This is a genomic window from Kribbella sp. NPDC104740, from assembly GCF_055583505.1.
In genome coordinates this window covers 1,941,449-1,965,836 of sequence record NZ_JBVJNV010000001.1, presented here as the reverse complement: position 1 = coordinate 1,965,836, position 24,388 = coordinate 1,941,449, and the positions used below count along the sequence as shown (strand labels likewise).

Below are 24,388 nucleotides of genomic sequence, written 5' to 3'. Positions count from 1 at the left end.
GAACTACATTCCCGGTACACTGTGCTGGTGACGATGACGACTGGCACCCGGTGGCTGGACTCCGAGCAGCAGGTGGCGTGGCGCGCGTACCTGCTGGGCACGGCGCGCCTGATGGCCAAGCTGGACGACGACCTGCGGCAGTTCGGCCTGGGCATCAACGACTACGAGATCCTGGTCCGCCTCTCCGAGGCCCCCGACCGCCGCCTGCGGATGGCCGAGCTCGCCGACCGCCTGCACCAGAGCCGCTCCCGCCTGACCCACACTGTAGGCCGCCTGGAGGCCGCGGACCTGGTCCGCCGCACCTCCTGCAAGTCCGACAAGCGCGGAGTCTGGGCCGAACTCACCGACGCCGGCTTCACCCTCCTGGAACAGGCCGCCCCCTCCCACGTGGCAGGCGTCCGCGAACACCTCGTCGACCTGGCCACCCCCGAGGACTTCGCCGCGGTCGGCCGGGTCTTCGACGCGGTCTCCGAAAACATCGGCCAACGCTGAGCCGGATCGGGCCTGCGGGGAGGCGTTCCTCCCCCGCAGGCCCTGCCGTTCGCTAGTACCCGCAGTACGAGGACAACGGACGCGCGCCCGCCGTACTGTGTCTTCCGTGACCCACTCCCAGCCGCAGCCCCCGGAGCCTTAGGCATCCGGACACAGTCGCGGTGACCGCCGCGCGCGGATGCATGCCGGGAGCATGCATGAGTCGTACCGACAAGGACCGCCCGAACTGGGTGATCCGGCATGTCGAGAACCATCCGATCGAGCACGACCATCGCCGCGGCGAGTGCGTCGAGCAGACGCTCGCCCACGGGCGCACCCGGGATCCCCGGGCGACCTGCGCACCGGCGTACAGCGACGGGACCGATCGGCACCCGCACGGCCGGTTCGGGCCGGATGCCGAAGAGATCCATCAGCTGTACCACGTCCCCGAGCGTCGGCGCGTCCGCGACGACCTGCGTCGGCTGCTGCGGGCCAGGAACGCCGGCGACCCGCTGGACGACTACGACTTCGCCAACCACCAGGCCCGCCACAGCGTGCACTGGTTCCTCTAGCCGCAACCCCTGGCCGCCTCCAGAGGCGGCCAGGGGGCGGTGCGCGCCACCACTACCTCAGGCGACCGCTGTGCCCTCCAGCTCGACCAACTGCCCCGGGATCGCCAGCCGGGTCACCCCCAGCATCGTCGTGGTCGGTGCCACCCCGGCCGCACCCAGGCGCGACGCCAGCACCCCGTAGTGCTGGAACAGCATGTCCACGTCCGTCGTGTAGACGTTCAGCCGTACCAGGTCCGCCAGCGTCATCCCCGCCTCGGCGAGCACCGCTTCCAGGTTGTCGAGGCTCAGCGTGAGCTGGCCGGCCATGTCGTCGTCGTGCTCGGGCTTGCCGTCGGGGTTCATCGCGGTCTGCCCGGAGCAGTACAGCGTGCGGGTCGCGCCCGTGACGAGCTCGCCCTGGTTGAAGCCCATCTCCACCGACCACGTCACCGGGTTGATCGCCGTTCGTTCCACTGCCACATCAGCTCCATTCGTTCGTCGAGCTGATGAGCCTGCCAACAATTCACGACACCCTTGGTCAGGTATTTTCGGGCGATGCGCGCCGACCGTCTGGTTTCGCTCGTCCTCCTGCTCCGGCAGCGCGGTCAACTGTCCGCCGCGACGCTCGCCCGCGAGCTCGAGGTCTCCACGCGCACCGTGCTGCGCGACATCGAGGCACTCTCGGCTGCCGGCGTCCCCGTGTACGCCGAACGCGGCCGCCACGGCGGGTTCGCCCTGCTCCCCGGCTTCCAGACCGAGCTGACCGGCCTCGGCCCGGACGAGGCCCTCGCCCTTCTCGTCGCCGGTTCGCGCCGCGGCGCGCAGGCCTTCGGGCTCGGCTCGGCGCTCGCCTCCGCGATGCTGAAGCTCGTCGACGCCCTCCCCGACAGCTACCGCGACACCGCCACCGGCGCCGCGCAGCGCCTCCTGCTCGACCCGGAGATCGACATCCTGTCGCGGCGGCGGGACCCGGACGAGATCCCCGAGCCGGTGATGGGTGAGATCCGGCGCGCGGTGCTGACCGGGCATCGCCTGCGCATCCAGTACGCGCCTGCCGGGCAGCCGCCGGAGTGGCGGACGGTGGACCCGATCGGGCTCGTCACCGTCCGCGAGCAGGGCTACCTGCTCGCAACGAAGGCCGGAGACGACCGCACGTACCGCCTCTCACGCGTACTGGCCGCTGAGGCGCTGCCGGAACCAGCTGAGCGCCCGGCCGAGGTGGACCTCGACCAGGCCTGGCAGGAGCGCAGCACTCGCTTCCGCACGGGCGGCGACCAGGTGACGGTCGTCGCGGAGGTCAACCCAGCTCGCCGCAAGGAGCTGGTCGACACAGCACTCGCCGTACTTTCCGAGGAGCCTGCTGGTGACCGATTGCGGATGGAGGTCACCTTCCAGGACGGCCGCCACGCCACCTGGGCACTCTGGCAGCTCGCCACGCAGGCTGAGGTCCTGCAGCCTGACTGGCTCCGCAGCACCCTGTACGAGCGGGCAGCAGCGCTGCGCACGCAGTACGAGCAGCGCTGAACCCATGGCCACCCAGCAGAGGTGCACCGCGGCTCACGCCGTACGCGGACAACCCGGCGCTACGACGCCAGCCACTCCCGTGCGTTCCGCCCCGGCTCACCCTCCGGCCGGCTGATCTCCACCCACACCGCATCCAGCGACAGCCCCAGCACCCCCGCGATCGCCGCGATGGTCTGGAACGCCGGGGTCGCCACCCGGCCGGACTCGATCTTGCGTAGGGTCTCCGGGGAGACGCGCGCGTCGAGCGCGACCTCCAGCATCGAGCGCTCGCCCCGGGCCAGCCGCAGCAGGGCGCCGAGGCGCTGGCCGCGTTCGACCTCCGCGGGGGTGAGCGGCAACCTGACCATGAACCGATTCTAGTCCCGGGATAATATGGCCGGGATAGTTATTGGTAGCACCGGAGAGGCGCCCGCATGATCGAGATCCTGAGCCCCAGCGAGCTGCCCCGTGCGCGGGAGACCGGCGCGCTGGTCGCGGACATCCTGCAGACCGCGCGCCACCGGACGACGGTCGGCACGAACCTGCTCGAGATCGACCAGTGGACCAAGGCGATGATCGCCGACGCCGGCGCGCAGTCCTGCTACGTCGACTACGAGCCGTCGTTCGGGCGCGGGCCGTTCGGTCACTACATCTGCACGTCGGTCAACGACGCGGTCCTGCACGGCCTGCCGCACGACTACGCGCTCGCCGACGGCGACCTGCTGACCCTCGATCTCGCGGTGCTGCTCGGCGGCATCGCCGCGGACAGCGCGATCAGCTTCGTCGTCGGCGACTCGCAGCCGGCGGAGAGCGTCGCGCTGATCACCACCACCGAGCGCGCACTCGCCGCGGGCATCGCGGCCGCCGGCCCGGGCGCGCGGATCGGCGACCTGTCGCACGCGATCGGCGAGGTGCTCAGCGAGGCCGGGTACGAGATCAACACCGAGTTCGGCGGCCACGGCATCGGCTCGACGATGCACCAGGACCCACACATCTCCAACACCGGCCGCCCCGGCCGCGGCTACAAGCTCCGCCCCGGCCTCCTGCTCGCGCTGGAGCCGTGGATCATGTCCGACACCGCCGAACTGGTCACCGACGAGGACGGCTGGACCCTGCGCAGCGCGACGGGCGGCCGTACGGCGCACAGCGAACACACGATCGCGATCACCGACGACGGCGCGGAGATCCTCACACTGCCGCGCTGAACGAACCCGCCCGCGCGGTCACCGCGACGCGGACCGGTCTGCGGCGCTTCCGCCCGCTCCTGGCTGAGCTGGTCGAACCCACGGCCGACACCCACCACTGATCAACCCCCTTCGCACGCACCCGATTCGCCGTCCCAAGCGGGGCCGACGCCGCCAGCGGTTGCTTGGACAGTGGTGGGCGTCGATCGGTGTCACTCCACCACTCACCAACCCTCTTCCACCCCGCGGATCCACACCCACCTGAGCGTGGGCCGGCCGGCAACGCGACAGTTACTGAGTGCTGCACATCCGCCGACCCGAGCGATCGGTGACTGACCCTCCGACCGCTGGGCGTTCCGCCTGCTGAACCTCACTCAGACGAAGGCGCCGACACCTTCGTACGTGCCGACCTCGGCCGTGCCCGTGGACTCGTACTCGAGCAGCAACAAGCCGGTCTTGGTGACTTCGTGCTTGCTCAAGCGCAGCCCGACCGGCACACCAGACTGGTCGAGCAACCGTCGCCCCGAGCCAACGACCGTCGGCGCGACAACCAGCCGCACGGCATCGACCAACCCAGCCGCGAGCAGCGAGTTCCCCAGCCGCCCACTCCCATGGATCTGCAGCTCCCGCCCGGGCTGCGCCTTGAGCTCCGCCACCGACTCGAACGGGAGAATCATCGAAGGCGCCCACGACGCCTCGGTGAGCGTGCTGCTGACCACGTACTTCGGCAGCGAGTTCATCCGCCCGGTGAACGGATCATCCGGGTCCGTGATCGCCGGCCAGTCCCGCGCGAACGCCTCGTACGTGCGCCGCCCGAGCAGCAGCCCGTCCGCCAGGTCCAGCCACTCCGACGTACGCCGTACGAACGTCTCGTCCAGGAACGGAATCAACCACCCACCCCGCGTGAACCCATCACTCGGATCCTCCTCCGGCGACCCCGGACCCTGACAGACCCCGTCCAGCGTCACGAACTCCGTCAGCACCAGCCTCATCCCGCGACCTCCCCCTCCGCGACCCCGGCCAGCTGCGCCGTCACCGATCCCCACCCGTCCGCGAACCCCAGCTCCGCGTGCAGCTTTCGCGACGCCGGATCGCCGTGCCGCACCACGATCCGGTACGCCGTACCGTCGGCATGATCCGCCAACGTCATCTCCGCCGTCATCGCGACCGGCGCCGGGTTCGCGGGCCGCCACGCGCTGTCGACCGTGTTGGTGAACACGATCCGCTCCAGCTCCTCCGCGACGACGAACATCGCGTCCAGGTGCGGGACGAAGTCGACGCCGTCCTCGCTCATCCGCGTCACCAGCCCACCGCCCGGCCGCACCTCGAGCCGCTCGACGCGACAGACGGCCGGCGCCGGTACCCACCACCGCGCGAACCGCGACGGCTCGGTCCAGGCGCTCCACACCACCGCTCGCGGCGCCCGGATCACGCGCTCCACCACCAGATCGAGCTCCGGATTCATCGCTCCTCCTCCATCAGCTCGTCGACCAGACTCTCCAGCCGATCGGTCCGCTCCTCCCACACCGCGCGCTGCTCGGCGAGCCAGTCGTCCAGCACCGCGAGCCGCTCCCGGTTCAGCACACAGGTCCGGACCCGGCCGGTCTTCACGGTCCGGATCAGCCCGTTCGACTCCAGCGTCCGGACGTGCTTCATGAACGACGGGAGCGTCATCGGGAACTCGTCCGCCAGCTCTCCGACGCTCGCCGGTCCGCGACCGAGCCGCCGAACAACTCCGCGCCGGGTCGGATCGGCGAGCGCGACGAATACACCGTCGACTTCCGCTGAATACTGTGCCATGCGGCTAAGTATTCACAACACTAAGCTCCAAAGCAAACCGTTGGCGCGGTGAGCGCGACGAAGCCCCACCTCCCGATCAGGGAGATGGGGCTTCGGTGCACTACATGGACAGGAGCGAGCGCAGGCCGCCCCGCGTCAGTCGCGCGTGAGCTTGCGGTGCGTCACCCGGTGCGGGCGGGCGGCTTCGGCGCCGAGGCGGTCGATCTTGTTCGCCTCGTACGACGCGAAGTTGCCCTCGAACCAGAACCACTGGGCCGGGTCCTCGTCGGTACCCTCCCAGGCCATGATGTGGGTCGCGACGCGGTCCAGGAACCACCGGTCGTGGGAGATCACCACGGCGCAGCCGGGGAACTCGAGCAGCGCGTCCTCGAGCGACTGCAGCGTCTCGACGTCCAGGTCGTTGGTGGGCTCGTCGAGCAGCAGCAGGTTGCCGCCCATCTTCAGCGTCAGGGCCAGGTTCAGCCGGTTGCGCTCACCGCCGGACAGGACGCCGGTCGGCTTCTGCTGGTCCGGGCCCTTGAACCCGAAGGACGCGACGTACGCCCGGCTCGGCATCTCGAACGAGCCGACCTTGATGTAGTCGAGCTCGTCGGACACCTGCTGCCAGACCGTCTTCTGCGGGTCCAGGCCGCCACGGGACTGGTCGACGTACGAGATCTTGACCGTCTCGCCGAGCTTCAGGCTGCCCTTGTCGGGGGTCTCCTCGCCGACGATCATCCGGAACAGCGTCGACTTGCCGACACCGTTCGGGCCGACGATGCCGACGATGCCGGCCCGGGGCAGCGAGAAGCTCAGGCCGTCGATCAGCTTGCGGTCGCCGAAGCCCTTCTCCAGCTTGCTGACCTCGAGCACGGTGCTGCCCAGCCGCGGACCGGCCGGGATGTTGATCTCGTCGATGTCGAGCTTCTTGGCGCGCTCGGCCTCGGCGGCCAGCTCCTCGTACCGGGCCAGCCGGGCCTTGCTCTTGGTCTGCCGGGCCTTCGCGTTCGACCGGACCCACTCGAGCTCGCGCTCCAGGATCTTCTGCCGCTTGGCGTCCTTCTGGCCCTCGACGACAAGCCGGGCCTGCTTGGTCTCCAGGTACTTCGAGTAGTTGCCCTCGTACCCGTAGGTCTTGCCGCGGTCCATCTCCAGGATCCACTCGGCGACGTTGTCCAGGAAGTACCGGTCGTGGGTGATCGCCAGGACAGCGCCCGGGTACTTCTGCAGGTGCTGCTCCAGCCAGAGCACCGACTCGGCGTCCAGGTGGTTGGTGGGCTCGTCGAGCAGCAGCAGGTCGGGCTGCTGCAGCAGCAGCTTGCACAGCGCGACCCGGCGGCGCTCACCACCGGACAGGTTGTCGACGATCGCGTCGGCCGGCGGGCAGCGCAGCGCGTCCATCGCCTGCTCCAGCTGAGCGTCGACGTCCCACGCGTTGCGGTGGTCGAGCTCGGTCTGCAGGTCTCCCATCTCGGCGAGCAACGTGTCGTAGTCGGCGTCCGGGTCGGCCAGCTCGGCGCTGATCTCGTTGAACCGGTCGAGCTTCTTCTTGGTGTCGCCGACACCTTCCTCGACGTTCTCCAGCACCGTCTTGCCCTCGGTCAGCGGCGGCTCCTGCAGCAGGATCCCCACCGTCGCGCCCTCGGCCAGCCGGGCCTCGCCGTTCGAGGCGTGGTCGAGCCCCGCCATGATCTTGAACAGCGAGGACTTGCCGGTGCCGTTCGGCCCGACCACGCCGATCTTCGCGCCGGTCAGGAAGTTCAAGGTGACGTTGTCGAGCACGACCTTGTCCCCGTGCGCCTTCCGGACCCCACGAAGCGTGTAGATGAATTCCGCCATGCTCCAGAGCCTATGCGCTGCCCCCCACCCAGTCCCAACCGGCGCCGGTCGAGGCAGCCAGGAGCCTGGCGGCTCGCTTCTTCAGGATCCTCGCCTGCACGAGGAGTCCGACGGCCGCGGCAGCACCGGCAAAGGTGATCGCGGCGCCGACCACGCGGCCGTCCAAGATCCTGAGGACTGCCGACACTGCCAGCAGAGCTGCGGTGATGATCACGAGAAGTCGATGACGTTGAAATCCTTGCAGACGACGGTCGGCGATGCGCAGGGTGACTTCGCGGAGGGCAGGATCGGGATCGAGCCGGCCGCGCTGGACAGCTCGGTAGGCCTTCAGCTGTTGCCGCGGAGACAGCTCGTCGGCTCCGACAGCTTTCAGATCCCGGCGGCGCAGCGTGAGGCCCACGAAGACCGCGAGGAAGACAACCGCAGCACCGAGCGCGGCGATCGTCAGAGCAGCCGTCCAGCTCAGATCCTTGGTCAGCTTGAACGCGATCGAGTAACCCGTGAACGCGATCAGCGCTGTCGCGGCGGCGACGATCCACCGAGGTGCGGCGAGCAGAGTCCAGAACATGTCGAACCGGTACCCACGCACCCCGGCGACCTAGCCCGCTAAGCGGCCTCCGAGGACGATGTGCTGAACGGGTCGAGCTCTTCCGCGCCCAGGACCGGTAGGTCGTCGAAGGGCGAGGGCGTAGCGCCACCCAAGCCCGTTGGGAGCTGTTTGCGGAACGTGGTGGTGCCGCGGGAGAGGTCGTGGCCGACCGAGAAGGCCTCGATGAGGGTGCGGGAGCGGGGTTCGCCGTTCTCGGTCCACTCGTTGGTGCGCAGGCGGCCATAGACGACGACCGGGTCGCCGCGGTTGATGGACTCGGCGACGTTCTGGGCCAGGGAGCGCCAGCAGTCGACGGTGAACCAGGTCGTCGGGCGGTCGACCCACAGGTTCTGGGTCTTGTCGAAGCTGCGTGCTGTCGAACCGACCCGGAACGACGCCACCGTCGTACCGCCGTCCAGGTTCTTCAGTTGCACCTCGCTGCCGACCCAGCCCTGCAGGGTCAGGTACGCGTCGTTGCTCATGTCGTTCCTCCGATCGCGGATGTGCTGTCACCAGAGAAGATGCCGCGAAACCAGCCACGAACGACGAGCAAGAAAGAACCTGGGGACAACCTGCAAGCCTTAGCCTTGACTTATATAAGCAAAGCCCGGCATTCTGGCCCCGACAGTCACCGACGACACAGAGGGCAGCACACCGATGGACATCCTGGAACACATCACCGCGGTCCAGCGCGAGGTCAGCCGGACCGGCGAGACGGCGACCGTGCGGATGCGCCGGACCTACCACGGGACGCCCGAGGAGGTCTGGGACGCGCTCACCGACCCCGAGCGGATGGCGCGCTGGTTCTCCCCCGTCACCGGCGAGCTCAAGCCGGGCGGCAGCTTCCAGATCCAGGGCAACGCCGGCGGCGACATCCTCGAGTGCGAGCCGCCGAAGCGCTACAAGGTCACTTTCGGCGGCCCGACCAGCACGCTCGAAGTACGCCTCACGCCGGGCACCGGTGACACCACCGAGTTCGAGATGGAGCACTCGATGGAGGGCCCGCCCGCCCCGGGCGGCGCCGGTGCCCTGTACGTCGGCCCGGGCTGGGACGGCGCGATCATGGGCCTCGCCCTCTACCTGGACGGCGACCTCCCCGAGGACACCGATCCCGCGGTGATGGCCAACTCCCCCGAGGTCGTCGCGTACAACGAGGCCTGCATCAAGGCCTGGATCGAGGCGATCAAGGCCTCCGGCACGACGACTGAGAAGGACCTCGACGAGGCGATCGCCATCTCGATGGCGCAGTACGTCCCCGAGACCCCGCCGGAGCAGTAGCAGCACGCAGTACGCCGTACGGAGCACGGCCGGAGCCGCCCGCGGAGATCGCGCGGGCGGCTCCGCCACGGAAGCGCTACGTGTACCAGATCAGGTCGCCGCTCCAGGCGCCGTTCTGCGGGTAGCAGTTCCAGCTGTGCGAGCCCGCGTTGCGCATCTCGTACACGCCGACGTCGTCGCACAACGCCTTGGTCGGATAGCCGCTGCCGAACCGCTTCGTGATGATGGCGGCGTGCGCCGGCACGGTCGCGATGCCGGCGAAGCTGACGCAGAGGGCAGCCGTCACGGCGACGCGGGTCACGGTCCGGAGCGGTGATTTCAGGGGTCGGATCATCGCTGACTCCTTGCTGAAGGTGTCTGAGCTGAGGACTGTCCGCGCGGATGCGACATCGTCGCACCGGCCGCTCACCGGCCACAATCCATGCAGCCACCACGCAACAGCAGGCGATCCATCGCCGCCCGACAGAGCTCGGGCGGCGTGTCAGCGCCACCCGATCGCCCGTTCAGCGTCGCGCGACCGCCAGCTTGTCGCGGCAGATCGTGTAGGCGTCCAGCTCGGCCCGGGCCGGGTCGACGACGTGGCTGTCGGCAACCTTCTCCAGCTCCGAGCGCAGCGCCCGGGCCACCAGGCGGGCTCGCCGGTTCGCGCCGTTCGTGGCGAACAGCCGGCAGGCCACCGACACCAAGACCCCGATCACCACACCGCCGATCAGCATCAGCGTCGCGTACGGGATCCCGTTCCAGCGCGGCAGCGGCGGGTCCTCGAGCTGCAGGTATCCGAACACGGCCATCACGGCCAGCCAGACGGCTCCGCCCAGCGCCACCAGGAACAGCAGCCACTGCAGGAACCGCGCGGCACCCCACCAGCCCGGCGTCGACGTCGCACCGAGATCGGTCCGCGCCACCGCCTGGTCCAGCTCGTCGCCCAGCGACTCCTCACGCTTCCGTACGGCGGACCGCACCGAGTCGGCCCACGGCCGTGACAGCCCCTCGGCGGCCTTGTTCGTGATCGTCCGGACCGCAGTGTCCATCCGGGCCCGCTGCACCGGTGTTGCCGCAGGCAACGAAGAGCGGGCGATCGACACCTCGCTCGACGCGGACTTCCGGGCCGCCTTGCCCAGCTGACGGGCAGCACCGTCCAGGTGCAGCCGGCGGAGCGGATCGGGCCGGAACCGGCCCAGCCACTTGGTCACCGGCCAGCCCGTCGCCGAGCGAGCGCGCTGCAGATAAGAGCGTCGTACCGCATCAACAACCACCGGTACGCCGGAAGCGTCCGACAGCGCGTCGATCAGCTCGGTGATGTCCGACTTGGCGATCTCCGGCGTCTTCGCGTTGCCGCACTGGCTGGCCATCCGGTCCGCGACGCGGTCGACATCAGCCGCGAGCCGCTCGCGCGCGGCGCGCTTGTTGCTGACCCGCTTGACCAGCAGGCCGCGCATCTCGTCCAGCCCGGCGCCGCTGACGGCCGACGTACCGACGACTGTCGGGTTCTTCAGCCCGTCGGACTTCAGCAGCTTGTCCAGGTCGGTGAGGCAGCTCTTGCGCTGCTCCTCGGTGAGCTTGTCGATGTGGTTCAGCGCGAACACCATCACCGACGAGTGCGACGCGAACGGCTTGATGTAGCGGTTGTGCAGCGCGGCGTCGGCGTACTTCTGCGGGTCGACCACCCAGATCAGCAGGTCCACCAACTCGACCAGCCGGTCGACGATCAGCCGGTGCTCGACCTCTGTCGAGTCGTGGTCGGGCAGGTCGAGCAGAACCAGGCCGTCGAGGTCCTCCGACTGCGCCTCCTCCAGCGAGCTGCGGTGCTGCACCTGGTGCCGGCGCGGGATGCCCAGCCAGTTGAGCACCTCACCAGCAGGCTCCTCGCCCCAGACACAGGCCAGCGGCATCGAACTGGTCGGACGTCGCGTGCCGATGGCAGCCAGGTCCAGCCCGGTCAGCGCGTTGAACAGCGACGACTTGCCGGAACCGGTCGCACCGGCCAGCGCCACCACCGTCAGGTCGCCGGACATCCGCAGCCGCTGCCCGGCCCGGTCCACGATCTGCTCGGCCTCGCTGAGCACCACCTGGTCGAGGCGGCCCTTGCCGGCCTCGGCCGCGTCCTCCAGCGCCTCGATCTTGGTCAGGACATCGGAAGAGCCACGCACCAGGCCCTTGACCGTATCCACAATTCCCGTCACGTGCAGTCCTCCACCGCGCGCGCGGCCTCGGTCAGTTGCCTGGGTGCTTCGGGATCGACCGGATGCTGGTCGAGCACAGCCAGGTAGCGGGCGAATTCGGCATCCATCAACGCATGAACCCTATCGTCAAGGTCCTGCCGGGCCTTCGCCGCCAGGGTACGCACCGCCTGGTCGCCGAACACCGCCTCCAGCAGCTTCTGCCCGACCACCGCCGTCCCCGCGCCGACACCGACCTCGGCCCCGGTGATCCCCGCCGTACTGGCGAAGATGACGACCATCAGCGACAGGCCCAGCCCGTTCACGCCGTACGCGAGGATGCGCGCCGTCGAGCGCTTGTCCGCGCCCTCCTTGCGGACCAGGTCGAGCACGTAGCCCTGCCACTCGCGCACCGCACGGCCCGCGGCCGCCGGGAAGTCCTTCGACATCCGGCCCAGATCGCGGTCGCCCGCGGCGAGTAGTTGCCGTCCGGCCGCCGTCGACTGCCACGACTCCTCGGCCCGCTCGGCCGCGGCCTCGGCGTGCTCACGCAGCAACGAGTCCAGCCCGGACTCGACCGCGTCGTTCAGGTCCCGGGTCGGCGGCGGCTTGCCGACGATCGACGTCCGGACCTTGTCGCGCAGGCGCCCGACGTTCGTCTGCAGACCCTTCAGCAGCTCGCCGGTCCCGACGAACTCCTGCCAGCGCGCCAGCACCTCACCGCGCAGCATCGTGCCGTCCGCCGTCGCCTTCGCGATGTCCTTCACGGCCCGCTCGTACGCCGTCTCGGCGTTCGCGCGCAGCTCGACGAAGGTGTCGGCCTGGTCGCGGACCGCCTTCGAGAACGCCGGCGTCTTCTTCGTCATCGCGGTCACGGCGCCTTGCAGCGTCCGCCGTACGACGGCCGAGCGCGCCTCCGCGTCGGCGGCCAGATCGATCAGCCAGTCCTTGATCGAGGCAACGGTCTCGGTCGGCAGCATGCCGCGCTCGTCGACCGTCGTCTCCTTGATCGAGAACAACGGCGAGTCGCCGAGCCCGCGCTCGAGCAGCATCTGGGCGAGATGACCGCTGATGTCGTCGATGGTGTCCGCGGGGGCGCGATCCAGGACGACGGCGACCGCGGTACTGCGGTCGGAGGCGCTCTGGAGGAACTCCCACGGGACGGCGTCGGCGTATCTCGCTGCGGTCGTGACGAAGAGCCAGAGGTCGGCCGCGGCGAGGAGCTGCGTCGCGAGGTCGCGGTTGGCCTCGACGACGGAGTCGATGTCCGGCGCGTCGAGGACCGCGAGGCCCTTGGGGATGGTGTCGGCCGCGACCAGACGGATCTGGCCGGGATCTTCCATGCCGCCCGGGCTGTCACCGCTCGACCTCGCCATGCCTGGGAGGACGCGGTCGCCCGCGAACCACTCGGCGTCGGCGGGGTTGTGGATGAGGACCGGGGAGCGGGTCGTCGGGCGGAGTACGCCGGGCTCGCTGACCACTTGCCCGATGAGGCTGTTGACGAGCGTCGACTTACCGGCGCCGGTCGAGCCGCCCACGACGGCGAGCACCGGGGCTTCGAGCTGGACGAGCCGCGGGAGGACGTAGTCGTCGAGCTGGTCGAGCATCGCCTTGCGCTGCTGCCGGGCTTCGTCGGCGCCGACGACGTCGAGGGGAAGCTTGCTGTCGGCAAGTGCTCCGCGGAGCCTCATGAGCGCGGTGATGAGCGCCATGGCCGCTTGCTGCTCGGCGGCCCTGGCGGCGAGCTCCTCGGGAGAGAGCTCGGGCTCGGGGTCGGGGGTGTCCTCGGAGGAGGCGTCTGTGGAGGGCGCGTCGTTGGAGTCCGTCTCCTCGGAGGCGGACTCGTCGGAGGAGGCATCCTCGGCGGGGGCGTCGGTGCTGTCGTCCGCGGATGCGTCCGCGCTGTCCTCGGCGGGGGCGTCGACGCTGTCGTCGGCGGAGGCGTCAGCGCTGTCCTCGGCGGATGCGTCCACGCTGTCGTCCGCGGATGCGTCCGCGCTGCCGTCCGCAGATGCGTCCGCGCTGCCGTCCGCAGATGCGTCCGCGCTGTCGTCCGCGGAGGCGCCAGCGCCGTCCTCGGTCGAGGCGTTGGCGCTGTCCTCGGTCGAGGCGTTGGCGCTGTCCTCGGGCGGGGCCTCGGCGCTGTCGTCGGAGGGCGCGTCGGCGCTGTCCTTGGAGGAGGTCTCAGTGACCGCGTCGGAGGAGGCGTCGGCTTCAGTGGCGTCGTCGGCGTCGGAGGCGGTGTCGTCGGCGGCCGCTGCGGTGTCGGCTGTAGCTGCGTCGGTCGGCTCGGCGGCGTCAGCAGACGCATCAGCGTCCGATGCTGCCTCGAGGGCGTCCTCGCCGGTCGCCTTGGTGTCAGCAGGCGCGTCCGCTTCGGAGGCTGCCTCAGCAGGTGCGTCCGCCTTGGCAGTTGCCTTTGTAGACGCATCTGCGTCGGAGTCTGCCTCTGCAGGCGCGGCGTCGGACTCGGCAGCGCCCTCAGGAGCTACTTCGTCGGTCGCGGGCTCGGTGGATTCCGTAGAAGTAGTTGCTTCGTCGGGCTTGCTGTCGTCAGTCGCCTGTTCAGCTGCGTCCGACTGCTTGTCCGCGGGCTTCTCGGCCGCGGCCTCGGCGGCTACCGGCCCTCCTTCCTGCGGCTCTTCGGTTGCCTTCGGCAGCGGCTCGTCGGCGGACTCGGCATTGGTGCCTTGGGCATCGTCCGAGGGCGCGGGCTGCTTGGATGCAGCCTTCTTCGCCGTGCGCCTGGGCTTCTTCGGCGGGACCTCGGCGGCTACCGACTGCGGGTCCACCATGCGCTCGGACTCGGGGACCTCGCCCGCCTTGGGGAGCCCGATGATGATCTCGCCGTACTCCAGCGGGAAGCCCTCCGGCGACTCTTCCGGCTCGTAGGTCACGCCGACGCTCGGGCGGTCCTCGTCGGACTCGTCCTCGTCGGAGGTGTTCTTCGGCTGTACGGCGGACTCCGGGGCGGCCTCGGGCTTGCCGGTTGGGGCAGGGGCTTCGGCGCTTTCGGGCACGGCCGGCTCGTCGGTTGCCTCGGGCTCCGGCGCGGGGGCGGCCTTGGCGGCCAGCTCAGGCTCCGCGGCCGGGGTCGATTCGGCGACAGGCGTCGGCTCGGGCTCAGCGGCAGCAGCAGCCTCGGTGGCCGGCATGGGCTCAGCCTCGGCAGGCGTCGGCTCGGCAGGCGTCGCCTCGGCGGCTACCGGCTCGGTCTTCCGCCTGCGGCGGCGCCAGAAGCCTTTGCCTTTGGCATCGGTGTGGGGGGTCATCGGGGCAGGCTCCGTCTGGGCCGGAGGCTGCGGCTCTCCCGAGCGCTCCGAACCCTCACCAGCTGCTGACCTGATGTCAGCCACGGTGTCCGTCCACGAGCACAGAGTGCCCGGTCGGACAGCGCAGAAGCAAAGTCATCTTCATCCCGTGTGGCGGCGTGGACGGGGGGCAAGTCACTGCGACGGTGGATAGGGACCGTATCCTCCCTGCGGTCCCGGGGTTCCAGTGGGTCCCGGTGGGTAACCGGCCGGGCCCGCTGGGTAGCCGGGTTGCCCCGACGGATACCCCGTCTGACCGTCCTGGTAACCACCCGGCTGCTGTCCCGGACCACCGTTCTGTCCGGGGCCACCACCCTGCTCCGGCGCCCCGCTCTGCTGCTGCGGTGCCCCCGGGTACGTCGGTTGCTGCGGTCCCCCAGGGTACGTCGGCTGCTGCGGCGAACCCGGGTACGCCGAACCGCCCTGTCCCCCGCCGTACACCGCTCCCCCCGGCTGCGGCCCGTAACCAGGCTGACCACCAGGCCCACCAGGCCCACCCGGCGCACCCGGCGCACCAGGACCGCCGTACCCAGGCCCCCCGTACCCAGGCCCACCCGGCTGCGGCCCGTACCCCGCCTCCGGCCCGCCGTACAGCGGCACCCCGGGCCCGGCCGGCGCGAACTGCGGCACCGCGGTGGCGAACGCCGGCATCGGCGGGAACGGCACCGAGGGCCTCCGGGCCCTCAGCTCGTCCAGCAGCTTCTTCTCGGTGTCCAGAGCGTCAGCACCGATGACCTGCCGAACGATCTTGTCGCGCAGGTACGCCAGCTCGGTCGCCGTGTGCTGGAAGGCCTTCGCCGCGGCCTCGGCCTGCGGGCCGTAGCGCTTCGCGTTCTGCCGGAGCGCCTTGCGCCCGCGCAGCGTCGCGATCAGCGGCACGTCCTGCCCGTTCATCCAGCCGAAGCGCACGTAGTCGTACAGCCGCGACGCGATCATCTGCCCCTCGCGGGACCGCATCACCAGCGCGAAGACGACCATCGCGACGAACAGCGGCGCCATCAGGAACAGGTACACGCTCAGGAAGCCGCTGCCGCCCGCCCAGCTCGCGCCGCCGTTCCACAGCCCGTGCAGCAGCACGGCCATCAGATAACCGACGACGGGCGCCAGGAAGCGGACCGCCGTACTTCGGTGCCGGACGGCGATCCCGATGCCGATCGCCGTACAGGAGGTGAAGAGTGGATGCGCGAACGGCGTGATCACGCCACGCAGGAAGAACAGCCCGAGCACGCCCTTGACACCGGCCGCGTTGCCGCCCTCCTCGGAGAGCTGGTCGAAGATCCGGCCGAAGTACAGGATGTTCTCAGTGAAGGCGAAGCCGATCCCGACCATCCCGGCATAGACCAGTCCGTCGATGATCCCGTCGAACTCCTTCTTGCGGACCAGCGCCAGCAGCAGGATCACCGAGCCCTTGGCGAACTCCTCGACCGGCGGGGCGACGAAGACCGCGGCCCGGTTGCCGCCGCTGGTCGTCTCGTGCAGCAGGTCGGCGGCGCGGGTGTTGATGAAGATCGCGGCCAGGGTCGCGATGAAGGCGCCCCAGCAGAGCGCGAACACCAGGTACTTCAGCGGTTCCGGTTCGTACCGGTCCAGCCACAGGTAGAGCGGGATGATGATCACGATCGGGACGAAGGCGAGTCCCATCCCCCAGGCGAAGCCGGTCGAGCCGACCGACTTGGCGACGATGCCGAAGATCAGCAGCCCGGCGATCGCGAAGACGACCGCGATCACGATGCCGATCAGCAGCCCCCGGTTACGCCGCTGGCCCGGGACCGGGTGCGGTCCCAGCGTGTTCGGCTGCGGGTACGGCGCGCCGGCCGCGCCCGTCGCCGCCGGTTGCGGCGCGTCGGCGGAGCCTGGTGAGGGGTGACTCATGCCCGCAGCCTAGTTGGAGAGCAGTCGGCACGGCAGAACCGGCCACTGGGCGTTACCGGGATGGAACGACAAGGCTGTACTTCCCCACCGTCGGTCCCGGTACGGCGTACACCGCGTCACGCCGCACCGGGGAACCCACGAGCGTGGTCGGCCCTCGATCTGAGACACTTCTCCCCGTGCCTCAGGCACAGGCGCCCGTAGCTCAGCTGGATAGAGCGTCGGACTTCTAATCCGTTGGTCGCAGGTTCGAATCCTGCCGGGCGCGCCACCACAAGCTCAGGGATTGTGGCTCAGGTCGAGGCGGATTCCGGTCTATGCTGGAGCGATGCCGGAGGTAGCGCAGAGTTCGGAAGCCTTGTTTCTGCTCGGCGAGCTGACGGCGATGGAGGGTCGGGCGGACCCGTACCCGCGGTATGCGCGGCTGAGAGAGATCTCGCCGATCGTGCGGGCCCAGGACGGCGCGTTGGCCGTGACCGGCTACGCGGACTGCGCGCGGGTGGTCCGCGACGAGCGGTTCGCGCACATGCCACCGGACAACCTGCTGGCCTTCGTCGGGTTCCCGGACTGGCGCGAGCATCCGGCTCTGCTGCATCTCTTCACCAGCATGATCACCCTCAACCCGCCTGACCACACCCGGCTGCGCCGGCTCGTGGGTTCCGCGTTCACCGCACGACGGGTGCAGGGGCTGCGGCCGGCGATCGAGCAGATGGTCGACGGCTTGCTCGACCAGTTGAGCGGCGAGGTCGACTTCGTCGACTCCTTCGCGTTCCCGTTGCCGGTCAACGTCATCGGTGAGCTGCTCGGGATACCGGTGCAGGATCGCGGCCAGTTCCAGTCGCTGGTGGGCGACTGGGCGCAGGTGCTCGAGGTGATCTCCCCTGCGGTGGTGAGCCGAGCGGATCCGGCCGCCGCCACCATCCGGGACTATCTCGCCGGGCTCGTCGAGGAGCGCCGCCGGAGGCCTGCCGACGACCTGATCAGTGCGCTGGTCCAGGCGCAGGCGGCCGATGACCGGCTGACCGACGAGGAAGTTCTGAGCAATGCGGCCTTCCTGTTCGCCGCGGGCTTCGAGACCACCACGAACCTACTGTCCAACGGCTTGGCCGCGCTCCTCGCGCACCCCGACCAGTTGAAGCTCCTCGCCGACCGCCCCGACATCGCCGGGGCAGCCGTCGAGGAACTGCTCCGATTCGACAGTCCGGTCCAGATCAGTAGCCGAGTGGTGACCGAACGGGTCGAAATCGCCGGGATCACTGTCGAGGAAGGCGAACGGGTGCTCGCCTATCTCGGTGCGGGCAACCGTGACCCCGAGCGGTTCGCTGACCCGGACCGGCTGCAACTGGACCGCCCGGACAATTCACCGCTGTCGTTCGGCGGCGGCCTTCACTACTGCCTCGGCGCGCCGCTGGCCCGCATGGAAGCACAGATCGCGCTGCCCGCGCTCGTCCGCCGCTTTCCGGCACTGGCTGCGGCCGGCCCTGGTCAACGTCGCAACAGCTTGACGCTGAAGGGATTCAGCTCGTTGCCGATCTGTACGACCGGATAGGCGAGCGGGTCGCGGCGGTCGGCTACGTTGTGGCGGCTGCCGTCACTTCCGTCGCGATCGCCTCGATCGTCGGGTTGTCCCACACGAGTGTGGCGTCCACCGGTGTGCCGAATTCCTCCTCGACTTCGCCGGCGATCCCCAAGGCGTAGACGGAGTCGATGCCGTACGTCATCAGGTTCTTGTCAGGCTCGATCTCGGCTGGGTCCCGCTCGACGTAGAAGGCGACCCGCTCGGTGAGCCAGGTGATCACCGTGTCCCGGTCGATCGATGTCATATCTCCTCCAGAGGCGATGGTCAGGTGAGTACGGTCGTTTCGTTCAGGTCGAAGGAAATGCCATCCCGTTCCCGGCGGATCAGCTCGCGCAGCAGCCAGTCGGTGACGCCGGTGGGCAGAGCTGCAGGGTGGCCGCCCAGGTGGCCACGGAGCCGCGTCAGCACGGCGGCGAGCCACCGCGGGTCGCCGCCGAACGGATTCCCCCGGGCCTGAGCGGCCCGCCAGGAGCCGAGCCCAGCTGCCGCGGCCAGAAGCAGGGTGTACCGCCTGGCCAGGGAGAAGGTCTGTGGACCAGCCAGCGGGCCCCGTTCTCGCGGGGGGATGGCCGCCGAGTCCGTCGCGAGAGTCTGCAGCTGGCCGCGAAGACTCTCGAGTTGCTTGTCCTGGGTCTGCCCCGTGACCAGGAGCCCGGCCAGGTCGTCGCGTCCGCCGGCGCTGAGGGCGAGGCGGCCGAGATCGAGCGGAGGCAGGGTTTGCCCGGTGTCGAAGAGCGACGGTGGCGGCGGTGCCGGATCCTGCCACGCGTGCCGGCCGAGCGCGGGCAGCTGCGAGACGATGGTGAGCAGGCAGGTCGCCTCGCTGGCGTGACCGATGCTGACCACCGGGAGGTCACGCAGGTGCTTGCCGAAGATGGCGTGGTCGCCTTCTCTCAGGTAGTAACGAGCGCCGAGCACGACCGCGAGGTCGTCCATCGCCTTGGTGAGCAGGTGGGCACTGAGATACTTCGCAGCGGCGGAGTGGACGGACGACTGGGCCGGGAGCACATGCAGGCCACGGCAGGCGGCTGCGGCGAGCCCATCGACGATCAGCAGGTCGGTGAAGGCGCCGGCGATGACCTGTCGCGCGTGTGGCAGGTCGAGGACGGTACCGCCGTAGAGGTGTCGTGACGCCGCGAAGCGCAGAACAGTGCGTAGAGCCGTGTCCACCGATCCGACGGCGAGACCGGGGAGGACGGCACGGGTGACCTGAAACGATCGAAGGGCGGTTTCCACGCCGGCGCCGGCCGCACCGAGCAGCGTGGTGGCCGGCACCGGGTGGTCTACGGCGCGCACACCACCAAGCTGGACTCCGCGGACGCCGCTTGTCCGGGTGCGTGGCAGATAAGCCAGCCCGGAGCCGTCTACCTGGTCCCGCTCGATGAGCAGGAGCGAGTACGCGCGAGGGCCCCCACCTTCGCCGGTGCGCGCGAAAAGGACGAACGCCGCTGCCCGCGAGATGTTGCTGATCACCTGTTTCACGCCGGTGAGTCGGAGCTGGCCGGCGTCCGGCCTGGCGACGAATTCGTTGCGGCTGAAGTCATTGCCGTGCTCCAGCTCGTGATACGCCACGGACAGACGCTCGCCGGACATCAGCAGGCCGCCGACGTGCCTCTGCTGGGCCGGCGTGCCGGCGCACCACACGTTGACAGCCGCCATCAGTGAGGTGATCCCGTACCCGAGTCCCAGGCTGGTGTCCCGCCGGAACACCGGCCGGACAGCCTGCACCAAGCGGTCCACGGTTGTCAGCCGCCCGCCGAGCTGGGCAGGCACGAACTCGGCGTTGAAGCCCGAGCGGGTCAGCAGCTCCTCGCCCGCCGCGAGGAGCTCGCCCCGCTCGTCGGCGCGCAGGACCTGCCACGTGCCGACCGGGTTGGCGGTGTCGCGGGCATCGCCGAAGAGCGACTCGAGATCGTCAGCCATCAAGCCCACCGGCAGGCGTCAGGTTGACATCGAACATGGAGAAGAGTCGACCGTCGTCCGCTTGCGCCGTCAGCAGATCCCACAGCGCCTGGTCGGCCTCGGGCTGGGTGGGTACCGACTCGCCGAGAGCGACCAGGATCCGGGTGAGGACAGCGGTGAGCCAGTGGCCGTCGTACCAGATCTGCTGGGTGCCGGCGCCGCCATTGTGGTTGGCAAGCCAGAGGGCGACCGCCGCAGCGCCGGCGTAGCAGAGCGTGAGGTGGCGCGCCGCCTCCAGGTGCTCAACAGGCGCCCCACCCCTGGCCGGCGGCAGGCCCGCGATGGTGTCGTGGAGGCGATCGGTCCGCTGAACGAGCACGCCGGCGAGTGCGGCGACACCGGTCAGAGCTGGCCGCCGTACGGCCAGGTCGGCGAGGGCACGGGCCGCGTCGGCCAGGGAGGTGAGCAGGTGAAGGCCGTTCGGGCAGATCAGCCGGAGCCGCTCGGGGTCGTGGCGGGGTACCGGTCGGGTCACGTCGGCAACTGCGTCCAACTCCGACCATGCCCGCTGCCGGCGGTAGGCGCGCGTCAGGACGGGAAACTGGTTGACGACGGCGTGCAGGTTGACGACTGTGCTGCCGTCGAAGAGCGAGACGATGCGGGCGTCCCGGGCAACTTTCTGAAAGTCCGCGTCCGCGAAGATCGAGCGAGCACCGAGCAGACGACCGAGCGCGGCGACGCTTGCCTCGGCCTGGACCGGGAGGAGGTACTTGACGGCTGCGCTCGCCAGGCTCAACTCCTCTGGTCGCCAGTGGATCATGCGGCTGCTGACGACGGCTACCGCCTCCGCGCAGAGATGGTCGGTGTATGCGTCCAGCAGGACCCGCCGCGCAGCCGGCAGGTCCGCCAGGCGGCGGCCGTACAGGCGCCGCGAACAGGCCCAGGCAGCGGCGATCCGCAGAGCGTTCTCGCCGACCCCCAGGGCGAGGCTGGCACACATCGTCCGGGTCAGTTGCAGGCCCTTGAGCACGACCTCGAGGCCGGAACCAGGTGCCCCGAGATGGGCGGCTGTGGGCAGCCGCGCGTCGGTGAACGCGATGCCGCTGATGTCCGCCCCTCGGATACCGTGCGTGCGCACCTTCGGCAGGCACCGCCAGGTGCCGGGTTCGAGCTGGTCCTTGTCCACCAGGAGCACACCGAAGCCCCGCGGCCCACCCGCCGGGTCGGTACGGGCCAGCACGGCCAGGAGCCGGCCGCGGGTCGCGTTGTTGATCAGCCACTTCTCGCCGGTGAGCTGGAAACCGCCGGCTCCCGGTGTCGCGGCCAGCTCACTGGCGAGCAGGTCACTGCCGTGTTCGCTTTCGGTCAGGGCCCAGGCGACCTGCGTGCCGTCCAGAATCCGGGCGGCCAGGTCCGCGCGTTGCCGCGGCGTCCCCGCCACCCAGGCCGAAACCGCACCGAGGAATGTCTTGCCGTATCCGACGGCCACCGTCAGGTCGCGTCGCGCGACGAGGCGGATCAAGTGCAGGAGCTGCTCGTAGGAGTGCAGCCGCCCACCGTGCTCTGCCGGGACGAAGTACTCGTTCAGCCCCCACGAGGTCAGAGCCGCGCAGCTCGCCTCGGGAAACTCCTCCCGCTCGTCCAGCCCCAGCGAGTTCGCGTAGGAGAACGCGACGGCCGGATCGGTCGGGTCGCCCAGATACCGGTCCAGGTCCCGGGCCGGGCCGAACGGGTCGTACGACGCAGCGGTGCTCATGCGCCCGGCAACGTGTGCAGCGGATCGAGCAGGCCGCCGACGTACAGGTCCCGCATGTGACCCCGACGGATCTTGCCGCTCGTCGTCCGCGCGACAGAACCCCGGTCGACCAGTACGACGGTGGGCGCCGGCACACCGGCCGAGTGCGCGACCGCCGCCTGGATCCGCGCGGCGAGGGCCGGCAGAGCGACGGTCGCGGGCTCGCGCACCTCTTGGACGAGCACCAGCTGCCGGTCGTCCGCATCGCGAGCGAAGGCGGCACCGACGCCGAGCGCGGGGTCCGCGCGGGCGACGTCCTCCAAGTCCTCCGGATAGATGTTTCGCCCATTGAGGATGATCAGGTCCTTGAGGCGCCCGGTGCAGAACAGGTGGCCGTCCATCAGGAAGCCGAGGTCGCCGGTGCGGAGAAACGGACCGTCGCCGGTCGCGGTGCGGGCCTGGAACACCGCATTCGACTCCTGCTGCCAATAGCCGGAGGCCACACTCCCACTGCGCAGCCAGATCTCGCCGACCCGCGAGGTGGGCAGCTCGGCCAGCGTCTGCGGATCGACGATCCGTAGGTCGGCGTCGAGAGCCCCGCCACAGGCGACCAACTCCGTCCCATCGGGGGCCGGTACGGCGTAGCCCTTGCGCAGGGCCTCGGCGTCGAAGGCGCGGATCACCGCCCCGCGATCCCGGTCGGCCCCGGTCACGATGAGCGTCGCCTCGGCCATGCCGTAGACGGGCATCCACGCCTCCGGCCGGAATCCCAGCGGACCGAGCCGCTCGGACACCCGGCGGATGGTCCCCGGACGGACCGGCTCCGCACCGTTCATCGCGACCCGCACCGAACCGAGGTCGAGACCGGCGAGCTGAGTCTCGGTGACCCTTCGCAGACACCAGTCGTACCCGAAGTTGGGCGCCACGATGATGTCGGCGCGATAGCGGCTGACCATTTCCAGCCAGCTGACCGGTCGCTTGACGAAGGTGGCGGGTGCGGTGAAAGCGACGTTCAGTCCGGCGTACAGCGGCTGCAGCAGCATGCCGATCAATCCCATGTCGTGGTAGTGCGGCAGCCAGCCGACGATCGTGCCGTTGCGTGGCCGACCCAGGTGCTCCCAGACCGCGTGTTCGTTGTGGACCAGGCTCGCGTGCCGCAGTACGACGCCCTTGGGCTCGCTGGTCGATCCCGAGGTGTACTGCAGGAACGCGACGGTGTCCGGTCCGATGCGTGGAGAGGACCAGCCCGCACTCTCCGAAGCGGCCATCGTGTCGGTGGCCACACAGGTGATCGGCGGCAGGTCGACTGCCGCCAGCTCCCGGATCAGCAGCTCTCGCGTGGCGGCATCCGTGAGGACCAGGCTCACCTGCGCATCCCGGATGATGGCGCGACACCGGTCCAGTCCGCGCGGATCTTCGGACGGCAACGGCGCGGGCACCGCGATCACCCCGGCGTAGAGGCAGCCGAGGAAAGCAGCGACGAAGTCCAGGCCGGCCGGATGGATCAGCAGCGCGGTCCGGCCCGGCGACGAGTTGCCGGCCAGCCAGGCCGCGACGGCGCGGGCCCGTGCGTCGAGCTCGGCGAAGGAGAGTCGCTCCTCGACCAGTTCGCCGTCCACCGGCCGGACGTAGGCCAGCCAGCGCTCGTCGCCGTACTTCGCGACACTGTGCCGGACGGCGGTCACCAGGTCTGGATGCATCGTCATCTGCCCGGGGAGAGCGGCGTGGTCAGTGCCCGCGCCTGCGCGGCCAGCGCCGGACCGAAGATCTCCGGGCGGTAGATGTAGGAGGTGTGGTGCCCAGGGATGCTCGCGACCTCGCAGTCGAGCAGCTCGGCCAGCGGTGGGACCGTCCGGGCGTAGTTGTACCCGCCCGCTCGGCTGCCGTCGCCGAGGGCGAGCCTGATCCGCACCCGGTTGCGCAGGGCATCGAAGTCGGGAAGGTACGAGACCATCGCCATCAGGTCGTTGCGGAAGACGAAGTCGCCGTCGGCCAGCGTGCGTTCCAGGAACGTGGGCCGGATCTTCAGCGCGAAGTCGCGGCCCATGTACTCCATCCAGGCCCGCATCGCGGCGACCGGACCATCGGCACGGTTGAGCTCGTACATGTCCTGGAAGAAGGCGAGCTGCTCGGCGGCGTCGTCCAGCACCCGCACGGTGATCGGCTCGTGGGCGAGCAGCGCTTCGACCCGATCCGGATGGCGCGCGCAGTACTCGAACGCGATCGAGGCACCACCGCAGGTGCCGAAGACGACCGGGCGGTCGGCCCCGGCCGCTTCCAGCACCGCCGACACATCCGCGGCCTGCTGCTCCATCCCACCGTCGCGCGAACCCTGACCGGTGCTGCGGTTGAGCCCGCGCCGGTCGTAGGCGATCACCCGGAACTGTTCGGCCAACGCGGGGACGATCGCGGCGAAGCTCGCCGCGGTGCCACCGGCGCCCGCGATCAACAGTAGATCCGGGCCGTCACCGTGCGTCTCGTAGTAAAGCTTCGCGCCGTCTGTCACAGCACATCCCGTGTACACCGGCGACATGTAACCACCCACCGGTTCCATCGGCCCCACTATTCAACGGCAGCGCAATTGCCACCGGCGTGACACCCCTGGGCGGTTTGAATGCGGCTGTGCTGGACCTTGACGG

Annotated in this window: 23 protein-coding genes and 1 tRNA gene; 7 read left to right on the top strand and 17 right to left on the bottom strand. The window is 69.8% G+C overall.

The genetic code is table 11. The features are described from left to right. Positions 1–33: 33 nt before the first annotated feature. Positions 34–492 carry a MarR family winged helix-turn-helix transcriptional regulator gene (locus ACZ6Z4_RS09210; RefSeq protein WP_465560627.1) on the top strand — a complete coding sequence of 153 codons (459 nt, stop codon included), beginning with the start codon at positions 34–36 and terminating at the stop codon, positions 490–492. Between the two features lie 197 nt (positions 493–689). After that, positions 690–1,043: a hypothetical protein gene (locus ACZ6Z4_RS09205; protein ID WP_465560285.1), complete on the top strand. Its 354-nt coding sequence runs from the start codon at positions 690–692 to the stop codon at positions 1,041–1,043. A gap of 57 nt (positions 1,044–1,100) precedes the next feature. Here the strand turns inward: ACZ6Z4_RS09205 and ACZ6Z4_RS09200 are convergent, their stop codons facing one another. Continuing rightward, positions 1,101–1,496, bottom strand: a complete 396-nt coding sequence (locus tag ACZ6Z4_RS09200; RefSeq protein ID WP_465560624.1) for a RidA family protein — start codon at positions 1,494–1,496, stop codon at positions 1,101–1,103. An 81-nt stretch (positions 1,497–1,577) separates the two neighbouring features. Here ACZ6Z4_RS09200 and ACZ6Z4_RS09195 point away from each other — a divergent pair, with 81 nt between their 5' ends. Further along, complete coding sequence (locus ACZ6Z4_RS09195; protein WP_465560283.1) at positions 1,578–2,546, top strand: helix-turn-helix transcriptional regulator; 969 nt, start codon at positions 1,578–1,580, stop codon at positions 2,544–2,546. 59 nt (positions 2,547–2,605) lie between these two features. On the opposite strand, the gene ACZ6Z4_RS09190 is transcribed toward ACZ6Z4_RS09195, so the two are convergent. Next, positions 2,606–2,893: a helix-turn-helix domain-containing protein gene (locus ACZ6Z4_RS09190; RefSeq protein WP_363676277.1), complete on the bottom strand. Its 288-nt coding sequence runs from the start codon at positions 2,891–2,893 to the stop codon at positions 2,606–2,608. Between the two features lie 66 nt (positions 2,894–2,959). On the opposite strand from ACZ6Z4_RS09190, the gene map reads away from it, so the two are divergent. Then, entirely contained in the window at positions 2,960–3,730 is a 771-nt protein-coding gene (gene map / locus ACZ6Z4_RS09185; RefSeq protein ID WP_465560279.1) for a type I methionyl aminopeptidase, read from the top strand. A gap of 353 nt (positions 3,731–4,083) precedes the next feature. Here map and ACZ6Z4_RS09180 read toward each other — a convergent pair whose 3' ends face one another. The 6 genes from ACZ6Z4_RS09180 to ACZ6Z4_RS09155 form a co-directional block, all read right to left on the bottom strand. Beyond that, entirely contained in the window at positions 4,084–4,701 is a 618-nt protein-coding gene (locus ACZ6Z4_RS09180) for a dihydrofolate reductase family protein (RefSeq protein WP_465560276.1), read from the bottom strand. After that, on the bottom strand, positions 4,698–5,174 hold the full coding sequence (locus tag ACZ6Z4_RS09175) for an SRPBCC domain-containing protein (RefSeq protein ID WP_465560273.1): 477 nt from the start codon (positions 5,172–5,174) through the stop codon (positions 4,698–4,700). The genes ACZ6Z4_RS09180 and ACZ6Z4_RS09175 overlap by 4 nt, the downstream gene beginning before the upstream one ends. Then, positions 5,171–5,509: an ArsR/SmtB family transcription factor gene (locus ACZ6Z4_RS09170; RefSeq protein WP_465560270.1), complete on the bottom strand. Its 339-nt coding sequence runs from the start codon at positions 5,507–5,509 to the stop codon at positions 5,171–5,173. Before ACZ6Z4_RS09170 ends, ACZ6Z4_RS09175 begins: the two co-directional genes overlap by 4 nt. 135 nt (positions 5,510–5,644) lie before the next feature. After that, positions 5,645–7,327, bottom strand: coding sequence for an energy-dependent translational throttle protein EttA (gene ettA, locus ACZ6Z4_RS09165; RefSeq protein ID WP_465560268.1), 1,683 nt, complete (start codon positions 7,325–7,327; stop codon positions 5,645–5,647). A gap of 10 nt (positions 7,328–7,337) precedes the next feature. Further along, entirely contained in the window at positions 7,338–7,895 is a 558-nt protein-coding gene (locus ACZ6Z4_RS09160) for a hypothetical protein (RefSeq protein WP_465560266.1), read from the bottom strand. A gap of 38 nt (positions 7,896–7,933) precedes the next feature. Further along, positions 7,934–8,398, bottom strand: coding sequence for a single-stranded DNA-binding protein (locus ACZ6Z4_RS09155; protein WP_465560263.1), 465 nt, complete (start codon positions 8,396–8,398; stop codon positions 7,934–7,936). A gap of 175 nt (positions 8,399–8,573) precedes the next feature. On the opposite strand from ACZ6Z4_RS09155, the gene ACZ6Z4_RS09150 reads away from it, so the two are divergent. Then, a complete protein-coding gene (locus ACZ6Z4_RS09150; protein WP_465560260.1) occupies positions 8,574–9,194 on the top strand; it encodes an SRPBCC family protein in 621 nt (206 codons plus the stop codon). Positions 9,195–9,270: 76 nt separating this feature from the next. Here the strand turns inward: ACZ6Z4_RS09150 and ACZ6Z4_RS09145 are convergent, their stop codons facing one another. From ACZ6Z4_RS09145 to ACZ6Z4_RS09130, 4 genes are all read right to left on the bottom strand, one after another. Then, positions 9,271–9,528, bottom strand: coding sequence for a hypothetical protein (locus tag ACZ6Z4_RS09145; protein WP_465560257.1), 258 nt, complete (start codon positions 9,526–9,528; stop codon positions 9,271–9,273). A 169-nt stretch (positions 9,529–9,697) separates the two neighbouring features. Then, the gene (locus ACZ6Z4_RS09140; RefSeq protein ID WP_465560254.1) at positions 9,698–11,377 is read right to left on the bottom strand and encodes a GTPase; all 1,680 of its coding nucleotides are present in this window, start codon (positions 11,375–11,377) and stop codon (positions 9,698–9,700) included. Continuing rightward, positions 11,374–14,625, bottom strand: coding sequence for a dynamin family protein (locus ACZ6Z4_RS09135; protein ID WP_465560251.1), 3,252 nt, complete (start codon positions 14,623–14,625; stop codon positions 11,374–11,376). Before ACZ6Z4_RS09135 ends, ACZ6Z4_RS09140 begins: the two co-directional genes overlap by 4 nt. A gap of 174 nt (positions 14,626–14,799) precedes the next feature. Then, a complete protein-coding gene (locus ACZ6Z4_RS09130) occupies positions 14,800–16,536 on the bottom strand; it encodes a PrsW family intramembrane metalloprotease (RefSeq protein ID WP_465560248.1) in 1,737 nt (578 codons plus the stop codon). Positions 16,537–16,727: 191 nt separating this feature from the next. Here ACZ6Z4_RS09130 and ACZ6Z4_RS09125 point away from each other — a divergent pair. Continuing rightward, positions 16,728–16,804 (top strand) — tRNA-Arg (locus tag ACZ6Z4_RS09125). A gap of 57 nt (positions 16,805–16,861) precedes the next feature. Further along, positions 16,862–18,082 carry a cytochrome P450 gene (locus ACZ6Z4_RS09120; RefSeq protein WP_465560245.1) on the top strand — a complete coding sequence of 407 codons (1,221 nt, stop codon included), beginning with the start codon at positions 16,862–16,864 and terminating at the stop codon, positions 18,080–18,082. A 22-nt stretch (positions 18,083–18,104) separates the two neighbouring features. Here the strand turns inward: ACZ6Z4_RS09120 and ACZ6Z4_RS09115 are convergent, their stop codons facing one another. The 5 genes from ACZ6Z4_RS09115 to ACZ6Z4_RS09095 are packed head-to-tail and all read right to left on the bottom strand — an operon-like array spanning position 18,105 to position 24,255. After that, positions 18,105–18,356: an acyl carrier protein gene (locus tag ACZ6Z4_RS09115; protein WP_465560242.1), complete on the bottom strand. Its 252-nt coding sequence runs from the start codon at positions 18,354–18,356 to the stop codon at positions 18,105–18,107. Between the two features lie 20 nt (positions 18,357–18,376). Next, on the bottom strand, positions 18,377–20,035 hold the full coding sequence (locus ACZ6Z4_RS09110) for an acyl-CoA dehydrogenase (RefSeq protein ID WP_465560238.1): 1,659 nt from the start codon (positions 20,033–20,035) through the stop codon (positions 18,377–18,379). Further along, on the bottom strand, positions 20,028–21,770 hold the full coding sequence (locus ACZ6Z4_RS09105; RefSeq protein WP_465560235.1) for an acyl-CoA dehydrogenase family protein: 1,743 nt from the start codon (positions 21,768–21,770) through the stop codon (positions 20,028–20,030). Before ACZ6Z4_RS09105 ends, ACZ6Z4_RS09110 begins: the two co-directional genes overlap by 8 nt. Continuing rightward, positions 21,767–23,455, bottom strand: coding sequence for a fatty acyl-AMP ligase (locus tag ACZ6Z4_RS09100; protein ID WP_465560232.1), 1,689 nt, complete (start codon positions 23,453–23,455; stop codon positions 21,767–21,769). Before ACZ6Z4_RS09100 ends, ACZ6Z4_RS09105 begins: the two co-directional genes overlap by 4 nt. After that, the gene (locus ACZ6Z4_RS09095; RefSeq protein ID WP_465560229.1) at positions 23,452–24,255 is read right to left on the bottom strand and encodes an alpha/beta fold hydrolase; all 804 of its coding nucleotides are present in this window, start codon (positions 24,253–24,255) and stop codon (positions 23,452–23,454) included. The genes ACZ6Z4_RS09100 and ACZ6Z4_RS09095 overlap by 4 nt, the downstream gene beginning before the upstream one ends. Between the last annotated feature and the right edge of the window lie 133 nt (positions 24,256–24,388).

Bases quoted from the DNA above. Each gene is read 5' to 3' on its own strand.
- ACZ6Z4_RS09195 (WP_465560283.1), top strand. From the start codon at position 1,578: ATGCGCGCCGACCGTCTGGTTTCGCTCGTCCTCCTGCTCCGGCAGCGC.
- ACZ6Z4_RS09110 (WP_465560238.1), bottom strand. From the start codon at position 20,035: ATGGCTGACGATCTCGAGTCGCTCTTCGGCGATGCCCGCGACACCGCC.
- ACZ6Z4_RS09205 (WP_465560285.1), top strand. From the start codon at position 690: ATGAGTCGTACCGACAAGGACCGCCCGAACTGGGTGATCCGGCATGTC.
- ACZ6Z4_RS09120 (WP_465560245.1), top strand. From the start codon at position 16,862: ATGCCGGAGGTAGCGCAGAGTTCGGAAGCCTTGTTTCTGCTCGGCGAG.
- map (WP_465560279.1), top strand. From the start codon at position 2,960: ATGATCGAGATCCTGAGCCCCAGCGAGCTGCCCCGTGCGCGGGAGACC.
- ACZ6Z4_RS09170 (WP_465560270.1), bottom strand. From the start codon at position 5,509: ATGGCACAGTATTCAGCGGAAGTCGACGGTGTATTCGTCGCGCTCGCC.
- ACZ6Z4_RS09100 (WP_465560232.1), bottom strand. From the start codon at position 23,455: ATGACGATGCATCCAGACCTGGTGACCGCCGTCCGGCACAGTGTCGCG.
- ACZ6Z4_RS09160 (WP_465560266.1), bottom strand. From the start codon at position 7,895: ATGTTCTGGACTCTGCTCGCCGCACCTCGGTGGATCGTCGCCGCCGCG.
- ACZ6Z4_RS09145 (WP_465560257.1), bottom strand. From the start codon at position 9,528: ATGATCCGACCCCTGAAATCACCGCTCCGGACCGTGACCCGCGTCGCC.
- ACZ6Z4_RS09130 (WP_465560248.1), bottom strand. From the start codon at position 16,536: ATGAGTCACCCCTCACCAGGCTCCGCCGACGCGCCGCAACCGGCGGCG.
- ACZ6Z4_RS09175 (WP_465560273.1), bottom strand. From the start codon at position 5,174: ATGAATCCGGAGCTCGATCTGGTGGTGGAGCGCGTGATCCGGGCGCCG.
- ACZ6Z4_RS09135 (WP_465560251.1), bottom strand. From the start codon at position 14,625: ATGACCCCCCACACCGATGCCAAAGGCAAAGGCTTCTGGCGCCGCCGC.
- ACZ6Z4_RS09115 (WP_465560242.1), bottom strand. From the start codon at position 18,356: ATGACATCGATCGACCGGGACACGGTGATCACCTGGCTCACCGAGCGG.
- ACZ6Z4_RS09150 (WP_465560260.1), top strand. From the start codon at position 8,574: ATGGACATCCTGGAACACATCACCGCGGTCCAGCGCGAGGTCAGCCGG.
- ACZ6Z4_RS09105 (WP_465560235.1), bottom strand. From the start codon at position 21,770: ATGAGCACCGCTGCGTCGTACGACCCGTTCGGCCCGGCCCGGGACCTG.
- ettA (WP_465560268.1), bottom strand. From the start codon at position 7,327: ATGGCGGAATTCATCTACACGCTTCGTGGGGTCCGGAAGGCGCACGGG.
- ACZ6Z4_RS09210 (WP_465560627.1), top strand. From the start codon at position 34: ATGACGACTGGCACCCGGTGGCTGGACTCCGAGCAGCAGGTGGCGTGG.
- ACZ6Z4_RS09180 (WP_465560276.1), bottom strand. From the start codon at position 4,701: ATGAGGCTGGTGCTGACGGAGTTCGTGACGCTGGACGGGGTCTGTCAG.
- ACZ6Z4_RS09155 (WP_465560263.1), bottom strand. From the start codon at position 8,398: ATGAGCAACGACGCGTACCTGACCCTGCAGGGCTGGGTCGGCAGCGAG.
- ACZ6Z4_RS09190 (WP_363676277.1), bottom strand. From the start codon at position 2,893: ATGGTCAGGTTGCCGCTCACCCCCGCGGAGGTCGAACGCGGCCAGCGC.